Genomic DNA, 26,740 nt, shown 5'->3' on the forward strand with positions numbered 1-26,740 from the left:
CCCTTCGTCGTTTTACCTTCGTTGTTACAAATTATCACATGGCAATGGCCAGATGATTTCGTTTCAGACCAAACCCTGATCATAGCGGGCTTTGCGCCAGATCCTAATCAGACGCATTTATTTACTTATCCTGTGACCCTATGAAAGGTTACGTCCTTATGACAAAACGATCATTCACACTGTGTCGTGCATTGGTTAGAACTGATCTCAGGTTGTCACCGCAACGGTACAACACTTCCGCTCGCGACGCCGGCAGCGAGCGCAAACCGGCAGAACGATTCTGCCCGACCTTCTAGAGGTCGACGGGACATTACAGTCAACAAGTGAGGGCAACACCCTATGAGAAGACTTAAGCGTGATCCGTTGGAACGAGCTTTTTCACGTGGCTACCAATATGGGGTCACCGGCAAATCCCGCGAGCTTTGCCCCTTTACTCTACCGTCTGTACGTCAGGCATGGATCAATGGCTGGCGCGAAGGACGCGGCGACAACTGGGACGGTATGACCGGCACTGCGGGTATCCATAGACTCAACGAACTTCACGCCGTTGGCTGAACGAGGAACTGAATCCGATTACCATGCACGCCCCATCCGGGCGGCGGGCTAAGGCCCAGGGGCCCCTTGAGGGGGCCCTTTTTTATGCCTGCGGTTTCAGCGCGGCATGGCAGCGATGGCGTCCACCGCCTCGCGGATCAGGGCCGGGCCCTTGTAGATGAACCCCGAGTAGATCTGTACCAGGCTGGCACCGGCGGCAATCTTCTGCGCCGCATGCTTGCCTTCGGTAATCCCGCCTGCGGCGATGATCGGCAACTTGCCGCCCAGCTCGCCGGCCAGCACCTTGACGATATGCGTGCTCTTTTCCAGCACCGGCGCACCCGACAGGCCACCGGCCTCGTCGCCATGCAGCAGGCCCTCGACGCCTTCACGGCCGAGGGTGGTGTTGGTGGCGATCACCGCGTCCATGCCCGATTCGACCAGGGCCGAGGCGACCAGCGCGGTTTCTTCATCGCTCATGTCCGGGGCGATCTTGATTGCCAGTGGCACCTGCTTGCCGCGCTCGCTCACCAGTTGCGAACGGCGCTCGGCCAGGGCGTCGAGCAGTTGCTTGAGCGAATCGCCGAACTGCAGGCTGCGCAGGCCCGGGGTGTTGGGCGAGCTGACGTTGACGGTGATGTAGCTGGCCTGGTCATAGACCTTGTCGAGGCAAATCAGGTAGTCGTCGACCGCGCGCTCGACCGGAGTGTCGAAGTTCTTGCCGATGTTGATACCGAGAATGCCACGGTATTTGGCCGCACGTACCCGGTTGAGCAGGTTGTCGACACCCAGGTTGTTGAAACCCATGCGGTTGATGATCGCTTGCGCTTCCGGCAGGCGGAACAGGCGCGGCTTGGGGTTGCCCGGTTGCGGACGCGGGGTGACGGTGCCGATCTCGACAAAACCGAAACCCAGTTGGGCAAAGCCGTCGATGGCCGCGCCGTTCTTGTCCAGGCCTGCTGCCAGGCCGACCGGGTTGGCAAAGTTCAGGCCCATGACGGTGACCGGCAAAGAGGCCGGCGCCTTGGTCAGCAGCCCGTTGAGGCCCAGGCGGCCACCGGCGCCGATCAGGTCCAGGGACAGGTCATGGGAAGTCTCCGGGGAGAGCTTGAACAGCAACTGGCGGGCCAGGGTATACATGGGCGGGCTTAGCTCGACGTGAGTGAGGGGGCGATTATAGCGGTGGCGTCGTCCGGGGGACAGGGCCGCCTTGGCATATGCGTTGCTAGATCCCTCTTACAACGCCTGCCACGCGAGCGGTACGGCCTGACCTTCGACACAGGCGCAATGACGTGACCAACCCTATTCCCGTAACTTCCCTGGCCTGGGTCATCGGCAGCGATGCCCCGGAAAAGCCCAGCCTGAATCTCGGTTTCATGGCCCTGAGCGATTGCGCCTCGGTGGTGGTGGCTGCCACCCAGGGCTTCGCCCAGGCCTACGGCCTGAGCCTGAACCTGCAGCGCCAAAGCTCCTGGGCCGGCCTGCGTGACAAGCTGGCCAGTGGCGAGCTGGATGCCGCTCACAGCCTCTATGGCCTGATCTATGCGCTGCAACTGGGCATCGGCGGTAGCGCGGCCACCGACATGGCGGTGCTGATGGGGCTGAACCAGAACGGCCAGGGCATCAACCTGTGCGCGGCACTGCAACGCCAAGGTGTGACCAGTCCCGAGGCACTGGAGCATTTCGTGCACCAAAGCAGGACAAAACTGACCTTTGCCCAGACCTTTCCCACCGGCACCCATGCCATGTGGCTGTATTACTGGCTGGCCAGCCAGGGCATCCATCCGTTGCATGACGTCAATAGCGTAGTGGTGCCGCCTGCACAGATGCTCGCGCACCTGCAAGCCGGACGCATCGATGGCTTTTGCGTCGGTGAACCCTGGTCGGCGGGCGCCATCGAGCAGGGCCAGGGTTTTACCCTGGCTACCAGCCAGTCGATCTGGCCGGACCATCCGGAAAAGGTCCTGAGTTGCACCCGGGCCTTTGTCGAACAGTACCCGAACACCGCCCGGGCCCTGGTGATGGCGGTGCTGGCCGCCAGTCGTTTCATCGAGCAGAACAACGAAAATCGGCGCAGTACCGCGCAGTTGCTCAGCGGCAAGGCGTACCTGGATGCACCGCTGTCGAGTATCGAGCCACGCCTGCTCGGCCAGTACCAGGACGGCCTGGGCAACCAGTGGCATGACCCCCACGCCTTGCGCCTGCACGATGAAGGCCGGGCCAACGTGCCATACCTGTCCGATGGCATGTGGTTCATGACCCAGTTCCGCCGCTGGGGCTTGCTGCGCGAAGATCCCGACTACCTCGCCGTGGCCCGCCAGGTCCAGCAACTGGCGCTGTACCGCGATGCCGCCACAGCGATCGGCGTGCCCTGCGCAGGCCCCGACATGCGCAGCAGCCCGCTGATCGATGGCAGCCATTGGGATGGCAGCGACCCGTATGGCTACGCCCGCAGCTTTCGCCTGCATGCACTGGCGGAACCGCCAGCCACCCTCGCCCGCCGCTGAAAGGAGACGCCACCATGCTGCGAATCCTGTTGATCGACGACACTGCGAAAAAAGTCGGTCGCCTCAAGGCCGCCCTGGTCCAGGCCGGGTTCGAGGTGATCGAAGAGTCGGGCCTGACCATCGACCTGCCGGCGCGCGTCGAAACGGTGCATCCGGACGTGGTGCTGATCGATACCGAGTCACCGGGCCGGGATGTCATGGAGCAAGTGGTGCTGGTCAGCCGCGACCGGCCGCGGCCGATCGTCATGTTCACTGACGAGCACGACCCCGGCGTGATGCGCCAGGCCATCCAGGCCGGGGTCAGCGCCTACATCGTCGAAGGCATCCAGGCCACGCGGCTGCAGCCGATCCTTGACGTGGCCATGGCCCGCTTTGAAAGCGACCAGGCGCTCAAGGCCCAGCTGCAGGCCCGCGACCAGCAACTGGCGGAGCGCAAGCGGATCGAACTGGCCAAGGGTCTGTTGATGAAAATGAAGGACTGCAACGAAGAACAGGCCTACACCCTGATGCGCCGCCAGGCCATGAGCAAGCAACAAAAGCTGATCCAGGTGGCCGAGCAGATCATTGCCATGAGCGACCTGCTCGGCTGAGGCATTCTGGCCCGGCTCTTGCTATCAGCAAAGGACAGGTAGCCAACGGCGGTTGCCCCCTTCACGACAAAGACGTCGCACCCCCACTCGCGCAAGCGGGTCGGGTGGCGACGTCTTTTTCGTTTCCGTCCCTGTTCAACGAGGTGTTCGATGAATACGAGTTTCTGGAAGTCCGGGCATGTCCCTACCCTGTTCGCCGCCTTTTTGTACTTCGACCTGAGCTTCATGGTCTGGTACCTGCTCGGCCCGCTGGCGGTGCAGATCGCCGCTGATTTGCAACTGACCACCCAGCAACGCGGCCTGATGGTCGCCACGCCAATCCTTGCCGGGGCGATCCTGCGCTTTGTCATGGGCCTGCTGGTGGACCGGCTGTCGCCCAAGACCGCCGGGCTGATCGGCCAGGTGATTGTCATCGTCGCACTGTTCTGCGCCTGGCGCCTGGGCATCCATAGTTATGAACAAGCCCTGTTGCTCGGGGTGTTCCTCGGCGTTGCCGGGGCCTCGTTTGCCGTATCGCTGCCGCTGGCCTCGCAGTGGTACCCGGCCCAGCACCAGGGCAAGGCCATGGGCATCGCTGGCGCCGGCAACTCCGGCACCGTGTTCGCCGCGCTGCTGGCCCCGGCCCTGGCCGCAGGCTTTGGCTGGAACAACGTCTTCGGTTTTGCCGTGATCCCGCTGCTGCTGACCCTGGTGCTGTTCAGCCTGCTGGCGCGCAACGCCCCCGAGCGGCCCAAACCCAAAGCCCTGGCCGACTACCTCAAGGCCCTGGGTGACCGTGACAGCTGGTGGTTCATGTTCTTTTACAGCGTTACCTTCGGCGGCTTCATTGGCCTGGCCAGTGCCCTGCCCGGCTACTTCAACGACCAGTACGGCCTGAGCCCGGTGACCGCCGGCTACTACACTGCCGCCTGCGTATTCGCCGGCAGCCTGATGCGCCCGTTGGGTGGCGCCCTGGCTGATCGCTTCGGCGGTATCCGCACCTTGCTGGCGATGTACAGCGTCGCCGCCATCTGCATTGCCGCCGTCGGCTTCAACCTGCCCAGCGCGGTGGCCGCCCTGGCCCTGTTCGTCAGCGCCATGCTCGGCCTGGGTGCCGGCAACGGCGCGGTGTTCCAGCTGGTGCCGCAACGTTTTCGCCAGGAAATCGGCGTGATGACCGGGCTGATCGGCATGGCCGGCGGCATCGGCGGCTTCCTGCTCGCCGCGGGCCTGGGGATGATCAAGCAGCACACTGGCGACTATCAGTCGGGCCTGTGGCTGTTCGCCAGCCTCGGCATCCTTGCCTGGTTCGGTCTGCACGGCGTCAAGCAGCGCTGGCGCACCACCTGGGGCTCGGCGGCGGTGACCGCGGCGCGGGTCTGAGGGTTACGCCATGAGCCTGCAACTGAGCTTCGCCCAGGCTAGCGCCAGCGGCCCCCGGGAGGAAAACCAGGACGCCCTGCGCCTGGTGACCCCCAACCCGGAACTGGCCGCCAGCAAAGGCTACCTGTTCGCCCTCGCCGACGGTGTCAGCCAGTGCGCCGATGGCGGCCTGGCGGCGCGGGCCAGCCTGCAGGCGCTGGCCCTGGACTACTACGCCACCCCCGCCACCTGGGGCGTGGCCCAGGCCCTGGACCGCCTGCTGCTGGCGCAAAACCGCTGGCTGCGCGCCAACGGAGGCGGCCAGCCGTTGCTGACCACCCTCAGCGCCCTGGTGCTGCGCGGGCGGCGTTTTACCCTGGCGCATGTCGGCGACTGCCGGATCTACCGCTGGGCTGCCGGGCAGCTGCAACGCATCAGCGAAGATCACGTCTGGGACCAACCGGGCATGCAGCACGTGCTCAAGCGCGCCCTGGGCCTGGACCAGCACCTGCAGGTCGATTACCTGGAAGGCGAGCTGCAGGCTGGCGAATGCTTCGTGCTGCTCAGCGACGGTGTCTGGGCCAGCCTCAGCGAAGCGCAGATCAGGGCCGTGCTGCGCGAACAGATCGACCTGCAGGATGCCGCCCAGACCCTGGTCAGCTCGGCCCATCACAGTGGCAGCCAGGACAACGCCAGCGCGCTGCTGGTGCGGGTCGAGCGACTGGGCGCCAGCAACCTTGGCGACTCCCTGGCGCAACTGCAGCAATGGCCGCTGCCGCTTGCCCTGCGCTGCGGGCAGACGATCGACGGCTGGAGCGTCGAGCAACCGCTGGGCCACAGCCGCCAGTCCTTGCTGTACCGCGTGCGCGACCACCAGCAACAGGCGTGGCTGCTGAAAACCCTGCCTGCAGAGCGCAAGGATGAACCCGGCGCATTGCAAAGCCTGCTGCTGGAAGAATGGTTCCTGCGCCGGGTGGCCGGGCGTTACTTCCCCGAAGTGCACCTGGCCAGCCAGCGCCAGCACCTGTACTACCTGATGCGCGAATACCCCGGCCAGACCCTGGCGCAACTGTTCGCCGCCAGCGGCCCGCTACCGCTGGCGCAGTGGCAGTCACTGGCCCAGCAACTGCTGCAGGCCGTAGGCACGCTGCATCGGCGCAATATCCTCCACCGCGACATCAAGCCCGAAAACCTGCACCTGGGTGATGACGGCCAACTGCGCGTGCTGGATTTCGGCCTGGCCTTCTGCCCGGGGCTCTCCGAAGACCGCGCCCATGAGCTGCCGGGCACGCCATCGTTCATTGCCCCGGAAGCCTTTGAAGGCGAGCCGCCCAGCCCCCGGCAAGACCTGTACAGCGTGGGCGTAACGCTGTTCTACCTGCTCACCGGGCACTACCCCTATGGCGAAATCGAAGCCTTCCAGCACCCCCGTTTCACCCAGGCGGTCAGCGCCGCACGCTATCGCCCGGACCTGCCCGAGTGGCTTGAGCACAACCTCGCCCAGGCACTGCTCAGCGATCCACAGCAACGCTTTGAAACCGCCGAGCAATGGCTGTTGCTGCTCGAACAGGGCGAGCGTCAGCAACTGAGTGTGCGCCCGCGGCCATTGCTTGAACGCGAGCCCCTGAAGGTCTGGCGCAGCCTGGCACTGCTGTCTTTGCTCCTTAATCTGATCCTGCTGATCTGCCTGTTCAAAGGCTGATGGCCAATACTGCCGATGAGGAAATCACCATGAATGCAAAAGTCTGGCTGGTAGGCGCGGGCCCGGGCGACCCGGAGCTGTTGACCCTGAAAGCGGTGCGCGCGCTGGGGCAAGCCGCTGTCGTGATGATCGATGACCTGGTCAATCCGGCCATTCTGCAACACTGCCCCGACGCCCGGGTCATTGCCGTGGGCAAACGCGGCGGCTGCCGTTCCACGCCACAAGCCTTCATCCAGCGCCTGATGCTGCGCCATGCCCGTCAGGGGCGTTGCGTAGTGCGCCTCAAGGGCGGCGATCCTTGCATTTTCGGCCGTGGCGGCGAAGAAGCCTGCTGGCTACAAGCACGCGGCATAGAAGTCGAAGTGGTCAATGGCATTACCGCCGGCCTCGCCGGTGCCACCCAGTGCGGCATTCCCCTGACCCTGCGCGGGATCAGCCGTGGCGTCACCCTGGTCACCGCTCATACCCAGGATGACAGCCCATTGAACTGGCAGGCGCTGGCGGCGTCAGCGACAACCCTGGTGATCTACATGGGCGTAGCGCGCCTGGCCGATATCCAGCAGCAACTGCTCGCCGCCGGCATGCCGGGCAGCACGCCGGTGGCGATGATCGAAAACGCCTCGCTACCTGGGCAGCGCGCCTGTCGCAGTCCGCTGTACCAGCTCCTGCAACGCGCCGCCGAATTCGAGCTCAAGAGCCCGGCGGTGCTGGTGATCGGCGAGGTGGTCAATGCCGCTGGCGCACTAGAGCTGCAGCCGCAAGCGCTCGACGGTGTGGCGCTCGATCTCGTCTTCGCTCAACCAGGTACGCCGCTTGCGCTGCTCGCGCAGTAGCGGCACCTGGTCGTCATAGTGCTTGCCAGGGCTGCCATCGGCGGCGATAAATCCGGATTGCCCGGGTGCCGCCAGTTCGAAGCCGCTGACCTTGCCCTCGCTGAGCACGACCATGTTGTTTTCAGTACCCAGGTTCATGCTTGGCGCCAGGGCCTGCTCTTCGCGTTGCAACGCTTGCGGGACGCCCAGGAAGTTCTTGTGGGCAAAGCGCAAGGTCGAGACCCCCTGGCGCCAGGCCGACACCTGCGGGCCTTGTTCGCGCTTGAGCTGGGCAACGCTCAGGCGCAATGCCTGGAGCATCAGCTCATCGACGTTGTGGCCTTTGAACAGATCGAAGGGCAAGGACTCGCCTTGCTCTTTTGCCGTCAATGCCCGGTACAGCACCTTGGTGCCCACCGAAATATTGTGACTGCCCGGCGAGCTGGCGCCGGGGGCGCTGTAACCGGTGTCGGTAAACCAGCCGGCCTGCGCGGGCGGTAACTGATCGGCCAGGGTCAAGTCAAGCATCTGCCCGAGCCAACGCCGAAAAATCGCCGTGGCGGGCTGGTCGTAGAAACCGTCGCGATTGCGGTCCAGGTCCTGATAGTCCCAGGCCGCCAACGCCTGGTGGACGGCAGCGAGCTCTGCTGGCAAGCGTTCGCTCAGCGCCAGCAGGCGCGGCATGAAATAGCGCGCATTGGGGTCCTCGAACGCGGCCTCCATCATCAGGCTCCAGGCTTGCTCCGGGGTGAAACGGGCTTGCTGGCGCAACCGCTCGTCGAGCACTGCGTATCGATCGGCAGCACCCCAGGCATACCACCATTGGTCCGGCCCGGGGAAGCCCTCTGCCGGCTGGTTGTTCCAATTGGCAATGTAGCCACTGGCCGGATTGAACACCTGCGGATTGGAAGCGAACGGCAGGAAACCCTGCCATTCATAGTCACCATTGCCGGGCATCGGCAAGCGACTGTCATGCCCTTGCAGACGCACCGGATAACGCCCGCCGAGGGCATAGCCAATGTTGCCTTGCTGGTCGGCGTAGTACCAATTGACGTTGATCGCCGAGCGCTCCACCTGGGCCAGCCACTGCGCGTGATTGCCGGCCTTGGCCACCTGGTTCCAGGCCATCAGGGTCGCCAGCTCCTGGCCTTCCCAGCCGCGGCGGCGAGCATAGGCCACGCCCTGTTCGGGCAGATGCTCGAACACCGCACCCTGGGCACTGCGATACACCGTGAGCTGTCGGGGCGCTTCACCTTTGACCGCAATCGTTTCGACCCGCCGCTCAAAATCCCGATAGCGGCCCTGGAACCAGTACTGGTTCGGGTTCTGCGGGTTGAGCTGGAGCCGATAGACATCAACGTTATCACCCGCGCCCCAGGTGCTACCCCAGGATATCTCGCGGTTGTGACCGAACTGGATCAGCGGATAGCCAAACGGGCTGTTGCCAACCGCATCGTAGCCAGCCCCATGCAGACCGATTGAATAAGTGTAAGCGGGTTGAAAAAAGCCGAATTGCGGACCGTTGACCAGGATTGCCCGGGCATCGGCGCTCTTTTTTGCCCCCAGGACGATGATATTGCTGAAACCGCGCCCGCTACTGGGGTCTATCGGGTGAACGGCACGCATCGGCAACGGTGGCTCCACTGCCGTGCCTGCTGTCCGTGGCACCACCGCCGCACTTCGCCGTGCCGGGTCCCACTCGCCGCGGGCGATAGTGGTCGGCGCCTGTGGGTCGTCATTGGCCAGCAGCACTTCGAACAATGACTGTCCGCCCTTGAGCCCATGCTTTTCGATCAGCCCGGCCAGCAGGTTCTGGTTGTCCAGTTCAGTGTTGTAATCACCAAAACGGTTGATCATCGAGCCGACGTAAACCATCGCCACATCAAACGCCGTCCAGGGCCTGGGTTGGAATTGGTAATGCGAAAACTGCTTGGGCAACACGCTGTCGGGGCGCTGTTCAATCTCGCCAAGATGGCGGTTGATACCCTCTGCGTAGCCCTGGAGTATCTGCAGCTCCTGAGGGGCCAGCGCAGCCAGCTGTCGGGCAATGGCCTGTGGCGAATATTGCCGGCGAATACCCTCATCGAAGGCCAGGTAGTCGCGCCCTAGCACCTCGGCCACCCGCCCCTGGGTGGTGCGCCGAGACATCTCCAGTTGAAACAGGCGGTCTTGGGCGATGGCGTAACCGTAGCCGTAGAACAGCCGGTAAGGACTGTCGGCGTAGACATGCGGCGTACCCCATTCATCACGCTTGATCAGGATGTCACCTTCAGGCTGTTGCCCGGCAATCTGGCAGCCCGCCATTGCCATGAGCACACCCAGCAATCCCCCAAGACGCAGTAGATGACACATTCAACCCCCAGATAAGATACAAATTATTTGCCTTCACGGAAATAACCGTATCACTTAAGGCTAGCCTTCCCGCCAAAGGAAGTTTGTCCAAGCGTTACAGACTCGCCTCGCAAAGGCTGGACTACACTGAACCAACTCCGCAGGGAAGTAAGACAGACAGTAAGTACTCGGAGCTTACTTTCTTCGGAGAAACCGCCATGAGCGTTACTGTCATCTGGAACTGGGCCCGTTCGGCCCAAATGCCCAACAGCGAAACCATTGCCAATCTGGTAGAGCGATCACGCTACTACCGCCATCCCGACTCGGTGCACATCGCCTACCCCACCACGGTTGACGCCCCCCTGGGCGAGCTTCCCGTCGGCCGCCATCGCATCGCCATCGTCGGCGCCGGTGTGGCGGGTATTACTGCCTTGTACGAGCTGTCACGCACGCTCACAGGGGGTGCGCAGATCGAAGTCGACCTGTACGACAACGATCCGGATCACTTCCTGCACGAGCAGCCAACCAACGGCCACGAGCGAGGTGTGCGCACTGCGGGTAAAAGAGCCGGCCGAGTCAGTGCAGCCAGGGCGACGACCGGCCTGGGTGGCAGTGAAACTGAAAGATCGGTGTACGAAATCGGCGCCATGCGCTTCCCGGAAATTGCCGGGCTGACCTGGCTCTACGCCAGCCGGGTATTCAACCCGACGACTCAGGTCAATGTCTTCCCCAATCCAGGCAAGGTCGCGACCGAATTCGTCTTTGCCGATCGCGTTGATCGTTATGGCAATGGTCAATGGCAGGATCCGCAATCCCCCACTCGGCAGGTGTTTGCCCTGGTGCTCAAGTATTTCCCGGGCGTGAACATCGAAAACGGTGAACTCACCGGCGCCTCGCTGTTCAAGATCGGCAGCCGCGACCCCGCTGTGGTTGCCGGAATTCTGGCGCAAGCAGCACCGGCCGCCGGCGAGCTGGACAGGATCGAAAGGGACTGGGCCACCTTCATCCAGGACTATGACGCCACGACCTTGGCCGGGGCAATCAGAACAATCATGGAGCATGCCAGCGCTCAGGCAGAGCTGCCGGTTATCGCTGGCTTGAACACAACCGAAACGGTGAACTACTGCGTGGAACTGTTCGGTCGCTTCGGTTTCGGCACTGGTGGTTTCAAACCGCTGTACAACATTTCCCTGGTGGAAATGATGCGCCTGGTGCTGTGGGACTACAGCAACGAGTACACCTTGCCGGTGAAAGAGAATGTGCAGTTCATCGAACGGCTGTTCCAGGCTGCACAGTCCATAGGCGGTAGCCAATTGACGGTCAACTTCCGCAGCGCCCGCGTCAGTGACGTTTATCACAGCACCCAGACGGGCAATCGCTGCGCCAATGTCTGCTACTACCCAGCCGATACCCCGCAGCCGGCCCTGATCGAAGCCAGCTACGACTATGTCGTGCTGGCCATGCCCCAGGATCAGCTCAGCCCGCTGGTCAAACGCGCCGGTCACAACCCAGAGGTTACGCCCAGGCTCCAGGTCGGTGATCGGTATCTCGGCTTGCAGCCTCGCACGGTCATCAACACTCAGCCTTCTCTGCAATTGAGCCGGGCCTATAGCGCTCCCAACGCACGCATGGCCAGCGCCATCAGCCAGTTGCACATGACCCGCACCTCGAAAGTATTCGGCCTGATTCATAACGATGAAAGCAGCGGGCCCGAGGTGCCGACATTCAACGGCAGTCCCATCCAGGCCGTGGTCAGCGACACAGGGCTTGCCGCCAGCTACATCGTTCCCAGCACCCTGAGCGGCCAGCCATACTCAAGCTTCCTCGCCAGCTACAGCTGGGACGACGACTCGACCCGCCTGCAACATGACTATGACCAGTACCCGCAAAACCCTGACAACGGCAGTGAACAGCAAAGCCCCCATTACATGTTCCAGCGCATGGTCAATCGGGTCGACCATGAGCTCTACGACCCCGACACCGAGGGCTACAAGCGCTGGTGGTTCGGTGCGCTGCTGAACAAGGTCGAAGGTGATGGCCGCCTGGTGTTCGACTGGACCACCAACACCAGTGCCGGCGGCTTCAAGCTGGACATGTGCGGCGATCACTACCAGAGCAATCTGTGTTTCCGCTATCACACCCATGCGCAAAACAGCACCCTGGATAACCGCTTTTTCCTTGCCTGTGACAGCTACAGTCACCTGGGAGGCTGGATTGAAGGGGCATTCATGAGTGCGATCAATGCAGTGGCGGGGGTTGTGGTCGCCGCCAACGACGGTTCGCTCAACAGCCTCAATGTCGAGGCGCGCAAGCTGTTCACCACCTTGGCAGCGGTTGCCTGAGGGGCAAATCGCAGGCAAAGAAAAGCCCGGCCTAGGCCGGGCTTTTCAGTAGGGCTTGGACCAATTACTTGGCTTGGGCTTCTACTTGTGCTTCTACGCGACGGTTAACAGCGCGACCAGCGTCGGTGGCGTTGTCAGCAACCGGACGGGTTTCACCGTAGCCAACCGACTCAACGCGGCTCGACTCAACACCGTACTGGTTGGTCAGAACCTGCTTAACGGCGTTTGCACGACGCTCGGACAGCTTCTGGTTGTAAGCGTCAGGACCGACGGAGTCAGTGTGACCTTCAACAGTGGTGGTGGTCTGTGGGTACTGCTTCATGAAGTCAGCCAGGTTCTTGATGTCGCCGTAGCTGTTTGGCTTGACGACCGACTTGTCGAAGTCGAACTTGACGTCCAGCTCAACACGTACGACTTCGGCAACAGCCGGGCAGCCGTCAGCGTCAACGGTAACGTTGGCTGGGGTGTCAGGGCACTTGTCGACGTTGTCGCAGACGCCATCGTTGTCGCTGTCGGAGCAGACTTCAGCAACTGGAGCAGGAGCGGCTTCAACCTTGCCACCGCTACCACCGAAGTTCAGACCCAGACCAACGGTCGGACCCCACTCGGTGTTGCCGTTGTCGATGTTGTACATGGCTTCAACGCCGGCACGGGCGAAGAACATGTCGGTGATGTACCACTTGGCGCCAGCGCCAACGTTGGCGAAGGTGGAGTGGTCACGGCCGCCACGGGTAGCCTGGCCCAGGCTCTCGTGAGCGAAACCAGCCGAAACGTAAGGACGCAGAGCGTCGCCGACGGTACCGAAGTGGTAGGTAGCGTCCAGCTTGGCCTTGGAACCTTTGATGTCTTTGTTGAAGACTTCACCACGAGCGTTGTGAGTCTCGTTGTAGCCCAGGTCCAGGGACAGGTCGTCGGTCAGGAAGTAACCAAGGCGAACACCTGGATTGGTGCCAGTGTTCTTGAAATTGCGCTCGCTATCGTAGTACTGCTTGGTGACGTTGCCTTCAATTTCGACCGCGCCTTGGCCTTGTGCCAGAGCGCCGAAGGAAGTTGCGGCTACAAGAGAACCAATGGCCAAGCCCAAGGTGTTTTTCAATTTCATCCGTTAAATCCCCATCTGGTGATAGTTAAGCAGTCCCACCAACATCCGGGGGACAACTCGACGGCAAGTTTAGCAGAACTTGCCGGTACGTTAGAGATATTTGCGCGCCACTAAGTTTCAGTGAGGCCCGCAAATTTCTCACGTAGCTTGTCAAGCGCACGCTTGTACCGCATTTTCGTTGCGCTCAGACCCATGTGCATGATATCGGCGATCTCCTGGAATTCCAGCTCTGCGACAAATCGTAGCACCAGAATCTCGCGGTCAATCGGATTGACATGCACTAGCCATTTGTCCAGCCCGCCTTTCTCTTCCGGTTTAGGCGCCTTCTCTTCCGAGGCCTCCTCGAGCGGATCAAGACTCAAGGCATCCATCAGTCGACGTTTGCGCCGCTCCTTGCGGTACTGGGTGATGCATTCGTTGTAGGTGATGCTGTAGAGCCATGTCTTGAACTTCGATTTGCCCTCGAAGTTCTTCAGCCCATAGAGCACCTTGAGCATCACCTCCTGACAGACATCGTCAGCGTCCCGATCGTTCCCTAAATAACGTGCACAGACGTTAAAAAGGGTCCGTTGGTAGCGGCGCATGAGCTCCTCATACGCGCGAGTAACATGAAACAGCTCCTCATGCGAACGCGCCACCAACTCCTCATCAGTGAGCTCGCGGGGGTCGTAACGCATGGGCAGCGAGTGAACTTTATTCAAAACGGATCTGGCCGACAGTCAGGTCAATGTCGCCGCATACCCCTGCCTGGGGCATTTTTGCGGCGGCATACATTAGCAGGATTTGCCCGGTTAGCGGCTATTGACTCGCTGTTCGAGCAGAATCCGGTTGGACAACGAGACCAGCTCGCCGTCGTCGGTCAGCAGGGTCGTCTTGACCGTGCCGATCTCCTCAATGTGCCCTTCGACCTCGCCAATCCGCACGTGTTGGCCCACTTGATACAGTTCACGCACGTAAATTCCAGCCAGAATCTGCCCGGCAATTTCCCGGCTGCCCAGGCCCATGGCCAGCGCCACGGCCAGACCAACGGTAATCAAACCGATGACGATCACGTGGTTGAGCAGGTCGGTCTTGACCTCGAGCTGGCTGATTGCCACCGAGATACTGATGATAATCACCAGGCCCTGGGCGATACGCCCAACACCTGCGGCATACTCCAGACCGATGCCTTCGGCGGCACCGCGCACCAGGCCGTTGACCAATTGCGCCAGCAATACGCCCGCCAGCAGCACCAACGCCGCGCCGAACACTTTCGGCAGGTACAGGGCAAGCATGTCGAGAGTCGCCGAGACGCGCTCAAGGCCAAGGGATTCAGCGGCCGAGACAAGGAAAATCAGCAGGACGAACCAGTAGACGATCTTGCCGATCAAGGTCGAGATCGGCACTTGAATGCCAACCCGGCTGAGCATCTTGGTCAGGCCGGTGCCGCCCATCAGGCGGTCCAGGCCGAGCTTGGCCAGCAGTTTCGACAGCAAGGTGTCGAGCAGCTTGGCCACGACGAAACCGAGCAACACCACAACCAGGGCGCCGAACAGGTTGGGGATGAAGTTCGCCACTTTGGTCCACAATGCTGTCATGGCAGTGACCAGGCTCTGGGTCCAGAGATCAAGTTCCATATTCAATCGGCCTTATCAGCTTTACGAGCGGTAGCGTTACGGCGCACCGGCGCAACATGCGCCGAGCCATTGTTCACGGCAATCATCAGCGCCTGGCTCCAACGGCCCAGCAGGCTGAACAGATCGCCCGCGCCAACCTGGCGGTTGGCGGTTTTCAGGACCCGGCCCAGGCAGGCATCGTCGTCGCGGTCCTGGCCGGACGGCGATGCCTTGAGCAGGTCTCGCAGGGATTCTTCAAACGGATCGTGCATAGGCACCTCGCGCAATATCTGTCAAAGACGAGGTCGCCACACAACGGGTCACATGAACCGGCCAGGCAGTTTGTGACTGCATGTTCACAAATTTCATCTTCACACCCAGCGCAGGCGGCGAAACAGCCACCATTGCCCCAGCGCCAGGGCCAGCACCAGCAGGCTGGCGAAGAGGAAGCCGTAGGGGCTGTCGGAACCGGGAATACCGCCGACGTTGATGCCCAACAGCCCGGTCACGAAGCTCATGGGCAGGAAAATGCAGGTAATGATGCCAAAGCGGTACATGGTCCGGTTCATCCGCTCGCTGCGGCGCCGGTCCTCGCTTTCGAGCACCAGGGCGGCGCGTTCGCGGGTCAGTTCCAGCTCTTCCAGGTAGCGGGTCAGGCTGTTGTTGAGCTCGTTCCAGTAATCGGCGTCGTCGGCGGCGAACCAGGTCCACTTGTTGCGCGCCAATTGCGCGTAGATTTCCCGCTGCGGGTTGAGAAAACGCCGCAATCCGGCCGCGCGTCGGCGGATCTGCTGCAGGCTGCCCTGGTCCGGGGCATAGCGTTTGTCGACTTCAAGCTTCTCTTCTTCGCCATCGACCACTTCCGACAGGTCGCTGATCAGCGCCTGGACCTTTTCGGTCAACAGTTGCGCCATGCTCAGCAGTAGCTCCGAGGCGGTTTTCGGCCCACGACCCTCGGCCAGTTGCTGCAGCAGTTCATCACTGGCGCGCAATGGCCGCAGACGCAACGAGATCACCCGCTGGGCCTCGGCGAAGATGCGCACCGAGACCATGTCTTCAGGCTCGGCGCCGGGGTTGAGGTTGACCCCGCGCAAAAACAGCAGCATTTGCGCATCCGGCAATGGCAGCAGGCGCGGACGGGTGTTTTCCTCCAGCAGCAGATCGCAGGCAAACTCGTTCAGGCCGCTGTCGTGGCGCAACCAGGTGCGGGTCTGCGGGTGGCTGCGGTCCCAGTGCAGCCACAGGCTTTCCTGGGGCTGCAGGGCAAGGGCGTCCAGTTCAGTTCGGGCGATCGCACGGGCACCGCCTTTGCCATCCAGCACCAGGGCATGCACCAGCCCCCATTGCGCGTTTTCTTCCTCGAACATCCCTACCCCACTGACCGGTTTCAGAGCTTTACTCAGGCATTTTCAACGGGCTTGGCGAGACGATCACGCCGTTGTTGTCGGCGTAGATGTATTCGCCCGGACGGAAAGTCACGCCGGCAAAGGTCACTGGCACGTTGAGTTCGCCAATGCCGCGGCGCACGGACTTCAGGGGGTGGCTGGCCAAGGCCTGCACGCCGACATCGGTTTGCGCCAGGACATCGACATCACGCACGCAGCCATAGATCACCAGGCCTTGCCAGTGATTCTTCGCCGCCTTTTCGGCCAGCATGTCGCCCAGCAAGGCATGGCGCAGCGAACCGCCGCCATCGACCACCAGCACCTTGCCCGTGCCATCGAGCTCGACCTGCTCTTTGACCCGCGAGTTGTCCTCGAAGCACTTGATGGTGACGATCTCACCCCCGAAGGAGTCGCGGCCACCGAAGTTGCTGAACATCGGCTCCAGCACCTGCACCAGTTCCGGGTAGGCGTCGCACAGATCGGGGGTGATGTAATGCATGGGAAACTCCTGTCGATTATCGAGACGATGAATGTCGCAGTTTCACTCAGTGAACGAGGCCCAGCGAGGCAGCTTTAGCCCCAAGGCTACACGTCACTGGCGGCGCGGTCACCTTGGCAGAGCAATCAGAGAACAGATGTTCGCTGAAAAACCCAAAAAATGACCAGAACCTTCACAATCGTCATATCTTAACGGGATCAGCCTGCCGGCGAAATGCCCTGTGCCGTCTCCGGCAGCAAAGCTGCCCGCGGATCCTGCAACCAGCGCTCGACCAAAGGCCAGACCTGCGCCTGCGCCGGCTTGCTGACCAGCATGTCGACATGCCCGAAATTGTCGAAGCCCTCTTCGCGCCCCAGGCGAACAAACTGCTTGTGCTCACTGCCCAGCTGCTCGAACAGCTTGCGGCAGGCCCACACCGGGTCCTGGTGATCCCCCGCGCCGGCCACCGCCAGCACCGGCACCTCGACCCCGGCAAGCCCCGCCCACCAGTCACGGTCCTTGTCGCCAAAGCGACCAAACAGACCGAACCAGCGCAGGCTCTCCAGGGCCAGGCCAATGGGCTCGTCTTCCGGCCCACGCTTGAGCCGCGAGCCGGAAATCTGCGCAAAGCGCTTGAGCAGCAGCCGCCCGCCCCACTCCACCGGCGGCAATTTCAACGGCCAATAGGTGCGGCTGACCTGGGTGCCGAAAAACGCCACGCTGGCCACCTGCTCAGGCCCCAGGTACTCGCCGCCCAGCGCTGCCGCCAGGGTCGTGCCACCGAGGGAATGACCGATCCAGTGTGCCGGCTGGCCGGCCTGCTCACAGACAAAGGCAGCAATCACCGGCAGGTCGTAACGGGCGTAGTCGGCCACGCGGTTGTGCCGGTAGTCATGGTTGCGCGGCGACAGCCCGTGGCCGCGCATCTCCGGGATCCACACATCGAAACCGGCGCGCGCCAGGTATGCGCCCAGGCCAATGCCCCGGGGCGAAAACCAGAAGCGCCGGTTGGAAAAGCTGCCATGCAGCAAAACCACCGGGGTGCCACGCACCTCGGCTTGATCGGCCATGCCCAGACGGGTGAGCGCCAACTCCACGGTGCGATCCGGGCTGTTACCGGCTTTGATCCGGTACACGTCCTCGCTCAGGTCGCCACGGCGCTCGGCACTGAGCAAGGCCACGGGAAAAAGGGTACTGCTGCTTTGCATAGGGTTCTTGCACAAAAAAGGGCGAGGTCCATCACTGGAACACGCCCTGGAATACGATCGGAACCTTCACCGGCGTAACGGCCAGGTGAAGGTTCCGGTTCAGCGCATCAGTTCGCGGCCTGGCCTTCAGCCAGGAAGAACCAGGTCTCAAGGACCGAGTCCGGGTTCAGCGAGACGCTTTCGATGCCCTGTTCCATCAGCCACTTGGCCAGGTCCGGGTGATCGGATGGGCCCTGGCCGCAGATGCCGATGTACTTGCCCGCCTTGTTACAGGCCTGGATGGCGTTGGCCAGCAGCTTCTTCACCGCAGGATTTCGCTCATCGAACAGGTGCGCGATGATCCCCGAGTCGCGGTCCAGGCCCAGGGTCAGCTGGGTCAGGTCGTTGGAACCGATCGAGAAACCGTCGAAGAACTCGAGGAACTCTTCGGCGAGGATGGCGTTGGACGGCAGTTCGCACATCATGATCACGCGCAGGCCGTTGTCGCCACGGGCCAGGCCGTTTTCGGCGAGCAGGTCGACGACCTGGCTGGCCTCGCCCAGGGTCCGCACGAACGGCACCATGATCTCGACGTTGGTCAGGCCCATCTCGTTGCGTACGCGCTTGAGGGCGCGGCACTCGAGCTCGAAGCAGTCACGGAAGGTTTCGCTGATGTAGCGCGAAGCACCGCGGAAGCCCAGCATCGGGTTTTCTTCTTCCGGCTCGTAGAGCTTGCCGCCGATCAGGTTGGCGTATTCGTTGGACTTGAAGTCCGACAGACGCACGATGACCTTCTTCGGCCAGAACGCCGCAGCCAGGGTGCTGATGCCTTCGACCAGTTTCTCGACGTAGAAGCCGACCGGATCGTTGTAACCGGCAATGCGCTTGTCGACGCTCTCTTTCAGCTCGGCGGGCAGGCCGGCGTAGTTGAGCAGCGCCTTGGGGTGCACGCCGATCATGCGGTTGATGATGAATTCCAGGCGCGCCAGGCCGACACCGGCGTTGGGCAGCTGGGCAAAGTCAAAGGCGCGGTCCGGGTTACCGACGTTCATCATGATCTTGAACGGCAGCTCCGGCATGGCGTCGACGGAGTTCTTGCGCACGTCGAAGCCCAGCTCGCCTTCGAAGATCAAGCCGGTGTCGCCTTCGGCGCAGGACACGGTCACGCCCTGGCCATCCTTGAGCAGCTGGGTGGCGTTGCCGCAACCGACCACCGCCGGAATACCCAGTTCACGGGCGATGATCGCCGCGTGGCAGGTACGCCCGCCACGGTTGGTAACGATGGCGCTGGCGCGCTTCATCACCGGTTCCCAGTCCGGGTCGGTCATGTCCGAAACCAGTACGTCGCCGGGCTGGACCTTGTCCATCTCCGAGACGTCCTTGATGATCCGCACCTTGCCGGCGCCGATGCGCTGGCCAATGGCCCGGCCTTCGACCAGCACGGTGCCGGTTTCTTTCAGCAGGTAACGTTCCATGACGTTGGCCTGGGCGCGGCTCTTCACGGTTTCAGGGCGGGCCTGAACGATGTACAGCTTGCCATCGTCACCATCTTTGGCCCATTCGATGTCCATCGGGCACTTGTAGTGCTTCTCGATGATCATCGCCTGCTTGGCCAGCTCGCTGACTTCGGCGTCGGTCAGGCAGAAACGGGTGCGGTCGGCCTTGTCGACATCGACGGTCTTGACCGAGCGACCGGCCTTGGCCTCTTCGCCGTAGACCATCTTGATCGCCTTGCTGCCCAGGTTGCGGCGCAGGATCGCCGGGCGGCCGGCTTCCAGGGTGCCCTTGTGCACGTAGAATTCGTCGGGGTTGACCGCACCCTGCACGACGGTTTCACCCAGGCCGTAGGCGCCGGTGATGAACACCACGTCACGAAAGCCCGACTCGGTGTCGAGGGTGAACATCACGCCGGCGGTGCCGGTTTCGGAGCGGACCATGCGCTGCACGCCGGCCGACAGGGCCACCAGCTTGTGGTCGAAGCCCTGGTGTACGCGGTAGGAAATGGCACGGTCGTTGAACAGCGAGGCGAATACTTCCTTGGCGGCGCGGATGACGTTGTCGACGCCGCGGATGTTCAGGAAGGTTTCCTGCTGGCCGGCGAACGAGGCGTCCGGCAGGTCTTCGGCGGTGGCCGAAGAGCGCACGGCCACGGCCATGTTCGGGTTGCCCTGGGACATTTCGGCGAAGGCGCTGCGGATTTCGGCGTTCAGGCGCTCGGGGAACTCGGCTTCCATGATCCACTGACGAATCTGCGCACCGGTCTTGGCCAGAGCGTTGACGTCGTCAACGTCCAGCGCATCGAGGGCGGCGTGGATCTGTGCGTTCAGGCCGCTCTGCTCGAGAAAGTCACGATACGCCTGAGCCGTAGTGGCAAAGCCGCCGGGGACCGAGACACCGGCGCCCGCGAGGTTACTGATCATCTCGCCGAGGGATGCGTTCTTGCCCCCCACATGCTCTACATCATGGACGCCGAGCTTATCGAGGGAAACTACGTACTCTACCAAGGTGATCTCTCCACTAACTGTGTTGGAAAAGCTCAGGTCGCCCGCCTGCCAGCTCTGGCTTGGCCGGGCGCTTGTGGCCTGGACCTGGAAAATAAGTGAGAATGCCGAACGCAGTGTTCGGTAAACCGAACCTATCATATCCAAGATTCGTCACCAGCTTAAGGCCCAAGGCGCAAATGAAACGATCTGCTTTCTTTATCTCCGATGGCACCGGCATTACCGCCGAGACGCTGGGACAAAGTCTTCTAGCGCAGTTCGATACCATTCCGTTCAATAAATTCACGCGTCCGTACATCGACAGCGTAGAAAAAGCGCGTGCGATGGTACAACAAATCAATAGCGCCGCTGAAAAGGACGGCGTCCGTCCGATCATCTTCGACACCATCGTCAACCAGGATATCCGCGAGGTGCTGGCCACCTCCAACGGTTTCATGATCGACATTTTCTCGACCTTCCTGGCCCCGCTGGAACAGGAGCTGACTGCCCATTCCTCGTATTCGGTGGGCAAATCCCACTCGATCGGCGGCAACTCCAACTATATGGAACGCATCGAGGCGGTCAACTTCGCCCTCGACAACGACGACGGCGCGCGCACCCACTACTACGACAAGGCCGACCTGATCCTGGTCGGCGTGTCGCGTTGCGGCAAGACCCCGACCTGCCTGTACATGGCCATGCAATTCGGTATCCGTGCGGCCAACTACCCGTTGACCGAAGACGACATGGAGCGCCTGCAACTGCCCCAGGCCCTGAAGAACCACCAGCACAAGCTGTTCGGCCTGACCATCGACCCCGACCGCCTGACCGCCATCCGCCACGAGCGCAAGCCCAACAGCCGCTACGCAAGCTTTGCCCAGTGCGAGTTCGAGGTACGTGAAGTGGAGAACCTGTTCCGCCGCGAGAACATTGCGCACATCAACTCCACGCATTTCTCCGTGGAAGAGATTGCGGCGAAGATTCTGGTCGAGAAAGGTGTAGAGCGAAGGTTCAAATAAAATTCTCCGGCCTCATCGCGGGTCAAGCCCGCTCCCACAGGTACAGCACGATCCACCCTGTGGGAGCGGGCTTGACCCGCGATGAGGCCGGGACAGGCACAAAAAAAGCCCCGGCAAATGCCGGGGCTTTTTCATTTCAGCTCACGCTCAGGACGGCATCACCGTTGCCTGGCCACTCAAGGCCAGGTCCACCAGCTCGCGGTTGGCCACCGCGTACATGGCGTAGTCGGTACCGGTCGCCGCGCGCAGCTCGTCGAGCATGGCACGCCAGCGCTCGACCATGACCCGGTGCTGGTTCAGCCACAGGGCCACGCGGGCGTCCATGTCCTCCGGCGCATCGTCCATCTGCAGCACCGAGATGGTGATCGCCCGCTGCTGCAGGTCGATATCATCGCGGAAGGCTTCGCGGGCCAGGGCCTGCCAGTTGTTTTCCACCGGCAGGTTGCTGATTTCCTGCAGGTACCAGGTCAGGTCCAGGGCACTGCCAACGGCGAAGAAGGCCTTGGCCACTTCGGCCGGGTCCTGGCCGGTGACGTCGGACGCTTCGATGATCGGCAACAGGGTGTACAGGTGCGTGGTACCGGCCACCATGCGCGCCAGCAGCTCCGGCACGCCGGCGTCGACGAAGCCCTGGTAACGGGTCATCCAGCGCTCGCGGGTCGGCCCTTCGAGCAGTTCGTCGAGCTTCAGGCCCAGTGCGGCGATCTTCGGCCCGAAGTGCGCCACGTCACGACCAGCATCCTGCTCGTTGCGACGGCTACGCAGGAACCAACGGGTCGCGCGGCGGCCCAGGCGCATCAGCTCGTCCATCAGGGTCAGCTGGATTTCCGCCGGGACCTGATAATCCAGGGCCTCGATCTGACGGAACCAGTGCGGCAGGTGGAAGATGTCACGCACGATCACATAGGCACCGGCGACATTCGCCGGGCTCATGCCGGTGGACTCTTTCAGACGCTGAACGAAGGTGATGCCCATGTTGTTGACCAGATCGTTGGCGATCTGGGTGCTGACGATCTCGCGCTTCAGGCGATGGCGGCGCATGGCCTCGGCAAACTTGCTCACCAGCGACGGCGGGAACGCGGTTTCCATGTCGCGGGTCAGGTAGTCGTCATCCGGCACCAGCGACTTGAGCAGTTGCTCCTTGAGGTCGATCTTGCTGTAGGAGATCAACACCGACAGTTCGGCACGGGTCAGGCCCTGGCCGGCCGCCAGGCGCTCGGTCAGTTGCTCTTCGGTCGGCAGGAACTCGATGGCACGGTCCAGCTTGCCGCGGCCCTCAAGATCGGCCATCAGGCGCTTGTATTCGGCGATGCGCTCCTTGGCCCGACGTGCAGCCAGCGACAATGCCTGGGTCTGCTTGTAGTTGTTGCCCAGCACCAGGCCGGCCACTTCGTCGGTCATGCTGCCCAGCAGCTGGTTGCGCTGCTTCTCGGTCATGTCGCCGGCCTGCACCACTTCGTTGAGCAGGATCTTGATATTGACCTCGTGGTCGGAGCAGTCCACACCACCGGCGTTGTCGATGAAGTCGGTGTTGGTCGCACCGCCGTTCAAGCCGAACTCGACCCGGCCCAACTGGGTCATGCCGAGGTTGCCGCCCTCGCCCACCACCTTGCAACGCAGCTCGTTGCCGTCCACGCGCAGGGCGTCGTTGGCCTTGTCGCCGACGTCGGCGTGGGTTTCTTCACTGGACTTGACGTAGGTACCGATACCGCCGTTCCACAGCAGGTCGACCGGCGCCTTGAGCAGCGCGTTGAGCAGCTCGGTCGGGGTCAGCTTGTCGGCTTCGATGGCGAAGCGCTCTTTCATCTGCGGGGTGATCGCGATGCTTTTCGCGCTGCGCGGGAAGATCCCGCCGCCTTCGGACATGATGCTGGTGTCGTAGTCGCTCCAGGCCGAACGCGGCAGATCGAACAGGCGCTGGCGCTCGGCAAAGCTGCTGGCAGGCTCCGGGTTCGGGTCGATGAAGATGTGCAGGTGGTTGAACGCCGCCACCAGTTGCAGCGTGTTGGACATCAGCAGGCCGTTGCCGAACACGTCACCGGCCATGTCGCCAACACCGACCACGGTGATCGGGTCTTCCTGGACATTGATGCCGCGCTCGCGGAAGTGCCGCTGCACGCCGACCCAGGCGCCACGGGCGGTAATGCCCATCTTCTTGTGGTCGTAACCGGCCGAACCACCGGAGGCGAACGCATCGCCCAGCCAGAAGCCGTAGTCGATGGCAATGCCGTTGGCGATGTCGGAGAAAGTCGCGGTGCCTTTGTCGGCGGCCACCACCAGGTACGGGTCATCGTCGTCATGACGCACGACGTTGGCCGGCGGCACCAGGGCGCCGTCCTTGAGGTTGTCGGTGATGTCCAGCAGGCCGGAGATGAAGATCCGGTAGCAGGCGATGCCTTCGGCCTGGATATCATCGCGGCTGCCGCCCAGCGGCAGGCGGCGAGGCAGGAAACCGCCCTTGGCGCCGACCGGCACGATCACCGAGTTCTTCACCTGCTGGGCTTTTACCAGGCCCAGCACTTCGGTACGGAAGTCTTCCTCGCGGTCCGACCAGCGCAGGCCGCCGCGGGCGACGTTGCCAAAGCGCAGGTGCACACCCTCGACCCGTGGCGAGTAGACGAAGATTTCGAACTTCGGCACCGGCTTGGGCAGCTCGGGGATCAGCTTGGGGTTGAACTTGAAGCTGAAGTACGACTTGTTATGACCCTGGTCATCGGTCTGGTAGAAGTTGGTGCGCAGGGTGGCCTTGATCAGGTCCAGGTAGCGACGCAGGATGCGGTCTTCGTTGAGCACCTGAACGTCGTCCAGGGCAGTCAGGATGGCCTGTTCCAGACGCTGCTGCTTGTCGTCGAGGTCGTCGCTGGTGAGCTTGCGCGCCAGGTAGAAGCGGGTCTTGAACAGCCGGGTCAGCTCGCGGGCGATGTCGGTGTGGTTGTTCAGGGTGCTGGCGATGTAACCCAGGTCGAAGCCCAGGCGGATCTGCTTGAGGTAACGGGCGTAGGCACGCAGCAGCGCCACGTCGCGCCACGGCAGGCCGGCGGTCAGTACCAGGCGGTTGAAGGCGTCGTTCTCGGCATCGCCATTGACGATGTGCACGAACGCATCCTGCAGGGTGTCGTTGAGCTGCTGGATGTCGAGGTTCAGGCCTTCGGCGGCGGTGAAGGCAAAGTCATGAATCCAGTACTCGCGGCCATTGGCATGGCGCAGACGGTACGGGAACTCGCCGAGCACGCGCAGGCCGAGGTTTTCCAGGATGGGCAGCACGTCCGACAGCGCCAGCGGCGTATCGGCGTGGTACAGCTTGCAGTGCAGTTGCTGTTTGCCCGCCTGGGTCAGCGGCTGGTAGAAGCTCATCACCAGCGGCTTGCGCTCGGACAGGGTCAGCAGGTGCTGCATGTCGACCACTGCCGAATGGGCGGCGAAACGCTCGCGGTAACCGGCCGGGAAGCCTTTCGGGAAGTCGGCCAGGACGTTGGTGCCCTGGGCTTCGCCGAAGCTTTCGACGGTCAGGCTGGCGTAGTCGTCCTGCCACGAACGGCAGGCCTGGATCACTTCGTTTTCCAGTTGCTGCGGGTCGATGTCGATGCGGTTTTTCGGGTCGACACGCAGGATCAGCTGGACGCGGGCCAGGACCGACTCGGAGAAGAAGGTCCAGAACTCGCAGTCGCTGGCCTTGAGGCGCTCCATCAGCACATGCTGGATCTTCTGCCGCACTTCGGTGGAGTAGATGTCGCGCGGCACGTAGGCCAGGCAGTAGCAGAAGCGCCCGTACGGGTCCTTGCGCAGGAACACGCGAATCTTGTTGCGCTCCTGGATCTGCACGATCGACATGACGGTGCTGAACAGCTCGTCGACCGGGGTCTGGAACAGGTCGTCACGGGGCAGCACTTCGAGAACCTGGGCCAGTTCCTTGCCCAGGTGCGCCTTGGGGTCGAAGTGCGAGCGGCGCTCGACTTCGGCGACCTTGCCGCGGATGTACGGGATCGCGCGTACGCTTTCGCCGTACACCGAGGAGGTGTACAGGCCCATGAAGCGGCATTCCTTGATGACCTTGCCGTCGGCGTCCAGCTGGCGGATCGACACGTAGTCCGGGTAAGCCGGACGGTGCACGCGGCTTGGGTGCGCGGCCTTGGCGAAAGACAGCAGCAGCGGCTCTTGCAGGTAGTTGACGGCGTAGTCTTCGATGCGCAGGTCTTCAGCGGTGAGGCCGGCGCGCAGCATGCGGGTCAGGCCGAGGAACGACTGCTCGTCGTATTGCAGCTGGCCGCCCTGGGCGTCGCCATGGACGACGAATTCTTCGTAGCCGAGGAAGGTGAAGTGGTTGCCCAGCAGCCACTCGAGGAACGCCTTGACCTCGGCCTTTTCATTTTGTGCCGGGGCGTAGGCGGTTTGTTCAACCAGCGCCACGACCTCGCGCAGCTTGGCTTTCATCGGCTCGAAATCGGCAACGGCGACGCGCACTTCAGCCAGCACCTGCTCAAGCTCGCGGGTCAGCAGGTTGAGTTCGGCGGTGTTGGCGCAGCGGTCGATCTCCAGGTACATCAGCGACTCTTGCAGTACGCCTTCGCCCTGGGTGCCCTTGGGCAGGATTTCCAGCAGCTCGCCCTTCGGCCCGCGACGCACGCTCAGGACAGTGGTCTGCAGGGTGTGGATGCTGTAGCCGCGGCGGTTGAGCTCGGTGCGGACCGAGTCGACCAGAAATGGCAGGTCATGGTGCAGGACTTCGACCGCCGTGTGGGTCGACTGCCAGCCATGGCGCTCGTAATCGGGGTTGTAGACGCGAACCTGAGGCTGGGTGTGATCGAAACGCTCGATGATGCGCCAGGCAGAGAGGGTGCAACCGGCCAGGTCCGACATACGGCGCTGGGTAAGTTCGTCCAGAGAGATGATGCCGAAGAACTGTTCGGCGAACAGCGCCACTTGTGGCAGTGCCTGTTCGCTGATGTGCTGCGCCAGGGCCGCTTGCAGTTGATGCTGGAAGTCGGCTTTGCTGGCTGCGGTGAAAAACGCCATCTGTGGTACTCCGCTTGGGCTTTATTATTGAGTGAAGCGTCGCGCGCGTCCGCCGTTTACGGATCAACGATAGCCAACCCGTAGCAGGAGGACGGTAAAACCATAGAAACAGGCGCTCGATGTGACCTGCAAGTCACATCTTCCCGCTCCACGGATGGGCATCTGCAAAAACGACTGCCAGACGGGCTGTGTCTTTACGGGTGTCCATCGACAGCGCAGCTTAACGAGTGCCCGCCCGCCCCTGCTTGCGATGCTGCGACATATTCGGTCATTGAGGTGCAACCGCACGTTTATCCACCGGCCGAAGACTGGCAGAATCCTC

Annotated in this window: 19 protein-coding genes; 8 read left to right on the top strand and 11 right to left on the bottom strand. The window is 62.4% G+C overall.

Going from position 1 to position 26,740, the window contains the following annotated elements:
- Nucleotides 1–339 precede the first annotated feature (339 nt).
- A complete protein-coding gene (rmf, locus tag BV82_RS18715; protein WP_010223328.1) occupies nucleotides 340–555 on the top strand; it encodes a ribosome modulation factor in 216 nt (71 codons plus the stop codon).
- A gap of 96 nt (nucleotides 556–651) precedes the next feature.
- On the opposite strand, the gene BV82_RS18720 is transcribed toward rmf, so the two are convergent.
- Nucleotides 652–1,674 (bottom strand): quinone-dependent dihydroorotate dehydrogenase, encoded by a 1,023-nt coding sequence (locus tag BV82_RS18720; protein ID WP_036996431.1) that lies wholly within the window; start codon nucleotides 1,672–1,674, stop codon nucleotides 652–654.
- 152 nt (nucleotides 1,675–1,826) lie between these two features.
- On the opposite strand from BV82_RS18720, the gene BV82_RS18725 reads away from it, so the two are divergent.
- The 5 genes from BV82_RS18725 to cobA all read left to right on the top strand — a co-directional run bounded on the left by BV82_RS18725 (nucleotide 1,827) and on the right by cobA (nucleotide 7,507).
- On the top strand, nucleotides 1,827–3,041 hold the full coding sequence (locus BV82_RS18725; RefSeq protein WP_036996432.1) for a CmpA/NrtA family ABC transporter substrate-binding protein: 1,215 nt from the start codon (nucleotides 1,827–1,829) through the stop codon (nucleotides 3,039–3,041).
- 14 nt (nucleotides 3,042–3,055) lie between these two features.
- Complete coding sequence (locus BV82_RS18730) at nucleotides 3,056–3,631, top strand: ANTAR domain-containing response regulator (protein WP_010223325.1); 576 nt, start codon at nucleotides 3,056–3,058, stop codon at nucleotides 3,629–3,631.
- Nucleotides 3,632–3,781: 150 nt separating this feature from the next.
- Entirely contained in the window at nucleotides 3,782–4,993 is a 1,212-nt protein-coding gene (locus BV82_RS18735; RefSeq protein WP_036996434.1) for a nitrate/nitrite transporter, read from the top strand.
- A 10-nt stretch (nucleotides 4,994–5,003) separates the two neighbouring features.
- Nucleotides 5,004–6,674: a bifunctional protein-serine/threonine kinase/phosphatase gene (locus tag BV82_RS18740; protein ID WP_010223322.1), complete on the top strand. Its 1,671-nt coding sequence runs from the start codon at nucleotides 5,004–5,006 to the stop codon at nucleotides 6,672–6,674.
- 29 nt (nucleotides 6,675–6,703) lie between these two features.
- Complete coding sequence (gene cobA / locus BV82_RS18745) at nucleotides 6,704–7,507, top strand: uroporphyrinogen-III C-methyltransferase (RefSeq protein ID WP_010223321.1); 804 nt, start codon at nucleotides 6,704–6,706, stop codon at nucleotides 7,505–7,507.
- Here cobA and BV82_RS18750 read toward each other — a convergent pair.
- Nucleotides 7,418–9,838 carry a penicillin acylase family protein gene (locus BV82_RS18750; RefSeq protein ID WP_036996435.1) on the bottom strand — a complete coding sequence of 807 codons (2,421 nt, stop codon included), beginning with the start codon at nucleotides 9,836–9,838 and terminating at the stop codon, nucleotides 7,418–7,420. The two genes, cobA and BV82_RS18750, sit on opposite strands and share 90 nt — an antisense overlap.
- Before the next feature lie 197 nt (nucleotides 9,839–10,035).
- On the opposite strand from BV82_RS18750, the gene BV82_RS18755 reads away from it, so the two are divergent.
- Nucleotides 10,036–12,159, top strand: coding sequence for a flavin monoamine oxidase family protein (locus tag BV82_RS18755; protein ID WP_036996436.1), 2,124 nt, complete (start codon nucleotides 10,036–10,038; stop codon nucleotides 12,157–12,159).
- Between the two features lie 64 nt (nucleotides 12,160–12,223).
- Here BV82_RS18755 and BV82_RS18760 read toward each other — a convergent pair whose 3' ends face one another.
- The 8 genes from BV82_RS18760 to ppsA form a co-directional block, all read right to left on the bottom strand.
- Nucleotides 12,224–13,261 carry an OmpA family protein gene (locus BV82_RS18760; RefSeq protein WP_010223318.1) on the bottom strand — a complete coding sequence of 346 codons (1,038 nt, stop codon included), beginning with the start codon at nucleotides 13,259–13,261 and terminating at the stop codon, nucleotides 12,224–12,226.
- A 110-nt stretch (nucleotides 13,262–13,371) separates the two neighbouring features.
- Entirely contained in the window at nucleotides 13,372–13,938 is a 567-nt protein-coding gene (gene sigX, locus BV82_RS18765) for an RNA polymerase sigma factor SigX (RefSeq protein ID WP_010223317.1), read from the bottom strand.
- Between the two features lie 114 nt (nucleotides 13,939–14,052).
- Nucleotides 14,053–14,877, bottom strand: coding sequence for a mechanosensitive ion channel family protein (locus BV82_RS18770; protein WP_010223316.1), 825 nt, complete (start codon nucleotides 14,875–14,877; stop codon nucleotides 14,053–14,055).
- A 2-nt stretch (nucleotides 14,878–14,879) separates the two neighbouring features.
- On the bottom strand, nucleotides 14,880–15,134 hold the full coding sequence (locus tag BV82_RS18775) for a CrfX protein (protein WP_371128640.1): 255 nt from the start codon (nucleotides 15,132–15,134) through the stop codon (nucleotides 14,880–14,882).
- Between the two features lie 93 nt (nucleotides 15,135–15,227).
- Nucleotides 15,228–16,223 carry a zinc transporter ZntB gene (locus BV82_RS18780; RefSeq protein WP_010223314.1) on the bottom strand — a complete coding sequence of 332 codons (996 nt, stop codon included), beginning with the start codon at nucleotides 16,221–16,223 and terminating at the stop codon, nucleotides 15,228–15,230.
- A 28-nt stretch (nucleotides 16,224–16,251) separates the two neighbouring features.
- On the bottom strand, nucleotides 16,252–16,740 hold the full coding sequence (gene rraA / locus BV82_RS18785; RefSeq protein ID WP_036996437.1) for a ribonuclease E activity regulator RraA: 489 nt from the start codon (nucleotides 16,738–16,740) through the stop codon (nucleotides 16,252–16,254).
- 197 nt (nucleotides 16,741–16,937) lie between these two features.
- Nucleotides 16,938–17,927, bottom strand: a complete 990-nt coding sequence (locus BV82_RS18790) for an alpha/beta fold hydrolase (protein ID WP_010223312.1) — start codon at nucleotides 17,925–17,927, stop codon at nucleotides 16,938–16,940.
- A 107-nt stretch (nucleotides 17,928–18,034) separates the two neighbouring features.
- Nucleotides 18,035–20,410: a phosphoenolpyruvate synthase gene (gene ppsA / locus BV82_RS18795; protein ID WP_010223311.1), complete on the bottom strand. Its 2,376-nt coding sequence runs from the start codon at nucleotides 20,408–20,410 to the stop codon at nucleotides 18,035–18,037.
- A gap of 176 nt (nucleotides 20,411–20,586) precedes the next feature.
- Between ppsA and ppsR the strand changes: the two genes are divergently transcribed.
- Nucleotides 20,587–21,405 carry a posphoenolpyruvate synthetase regulatory kinase/phosphorylase PpsR gene (ppsR, locus tag BV82_RS18800; protein WP_036996439.1) on the top strand — a complete coding sequence of 273 codons (819 nt, stop codon included), beginning with the start codon at nucleotides 20,587–20,589 and terminating at the stop codon, nucleotides 21,403–21,405.
- A gap of 147 nt (nucleotides 21,406–21,552) precedes the next feature.
- Here ppsR and BV82_RS18805 read toward each other — a convergent pair whose 3' ends face one another.
- Complete coding sequence (locus BV82_RS18805; RefSeq protein ID WP_036996440.1) at nucleotides 21,553–26,418, bottom strand: NAD-glutamate dehydrogenase; 4,866 nt, start codon at nucleotides 26,416–26,418, stop codon at nucleotides 21,553–21,555.
- Between the last annotated feature and the right edge of the window lie 322 nt (nucleotides 26,419–26,740).

Origin of the sequence: Pseudomonas donghuensis (genome assembly GCF_000696345.2) — a bacterium.
Classification (GTDB): Bacteria; Pseudomonadota; Gammaproteobacteria; order Pseudomonadales; family Pseudomonadaceae; genus Aquipseudomonas; species Aquipseudomonas donghuensis.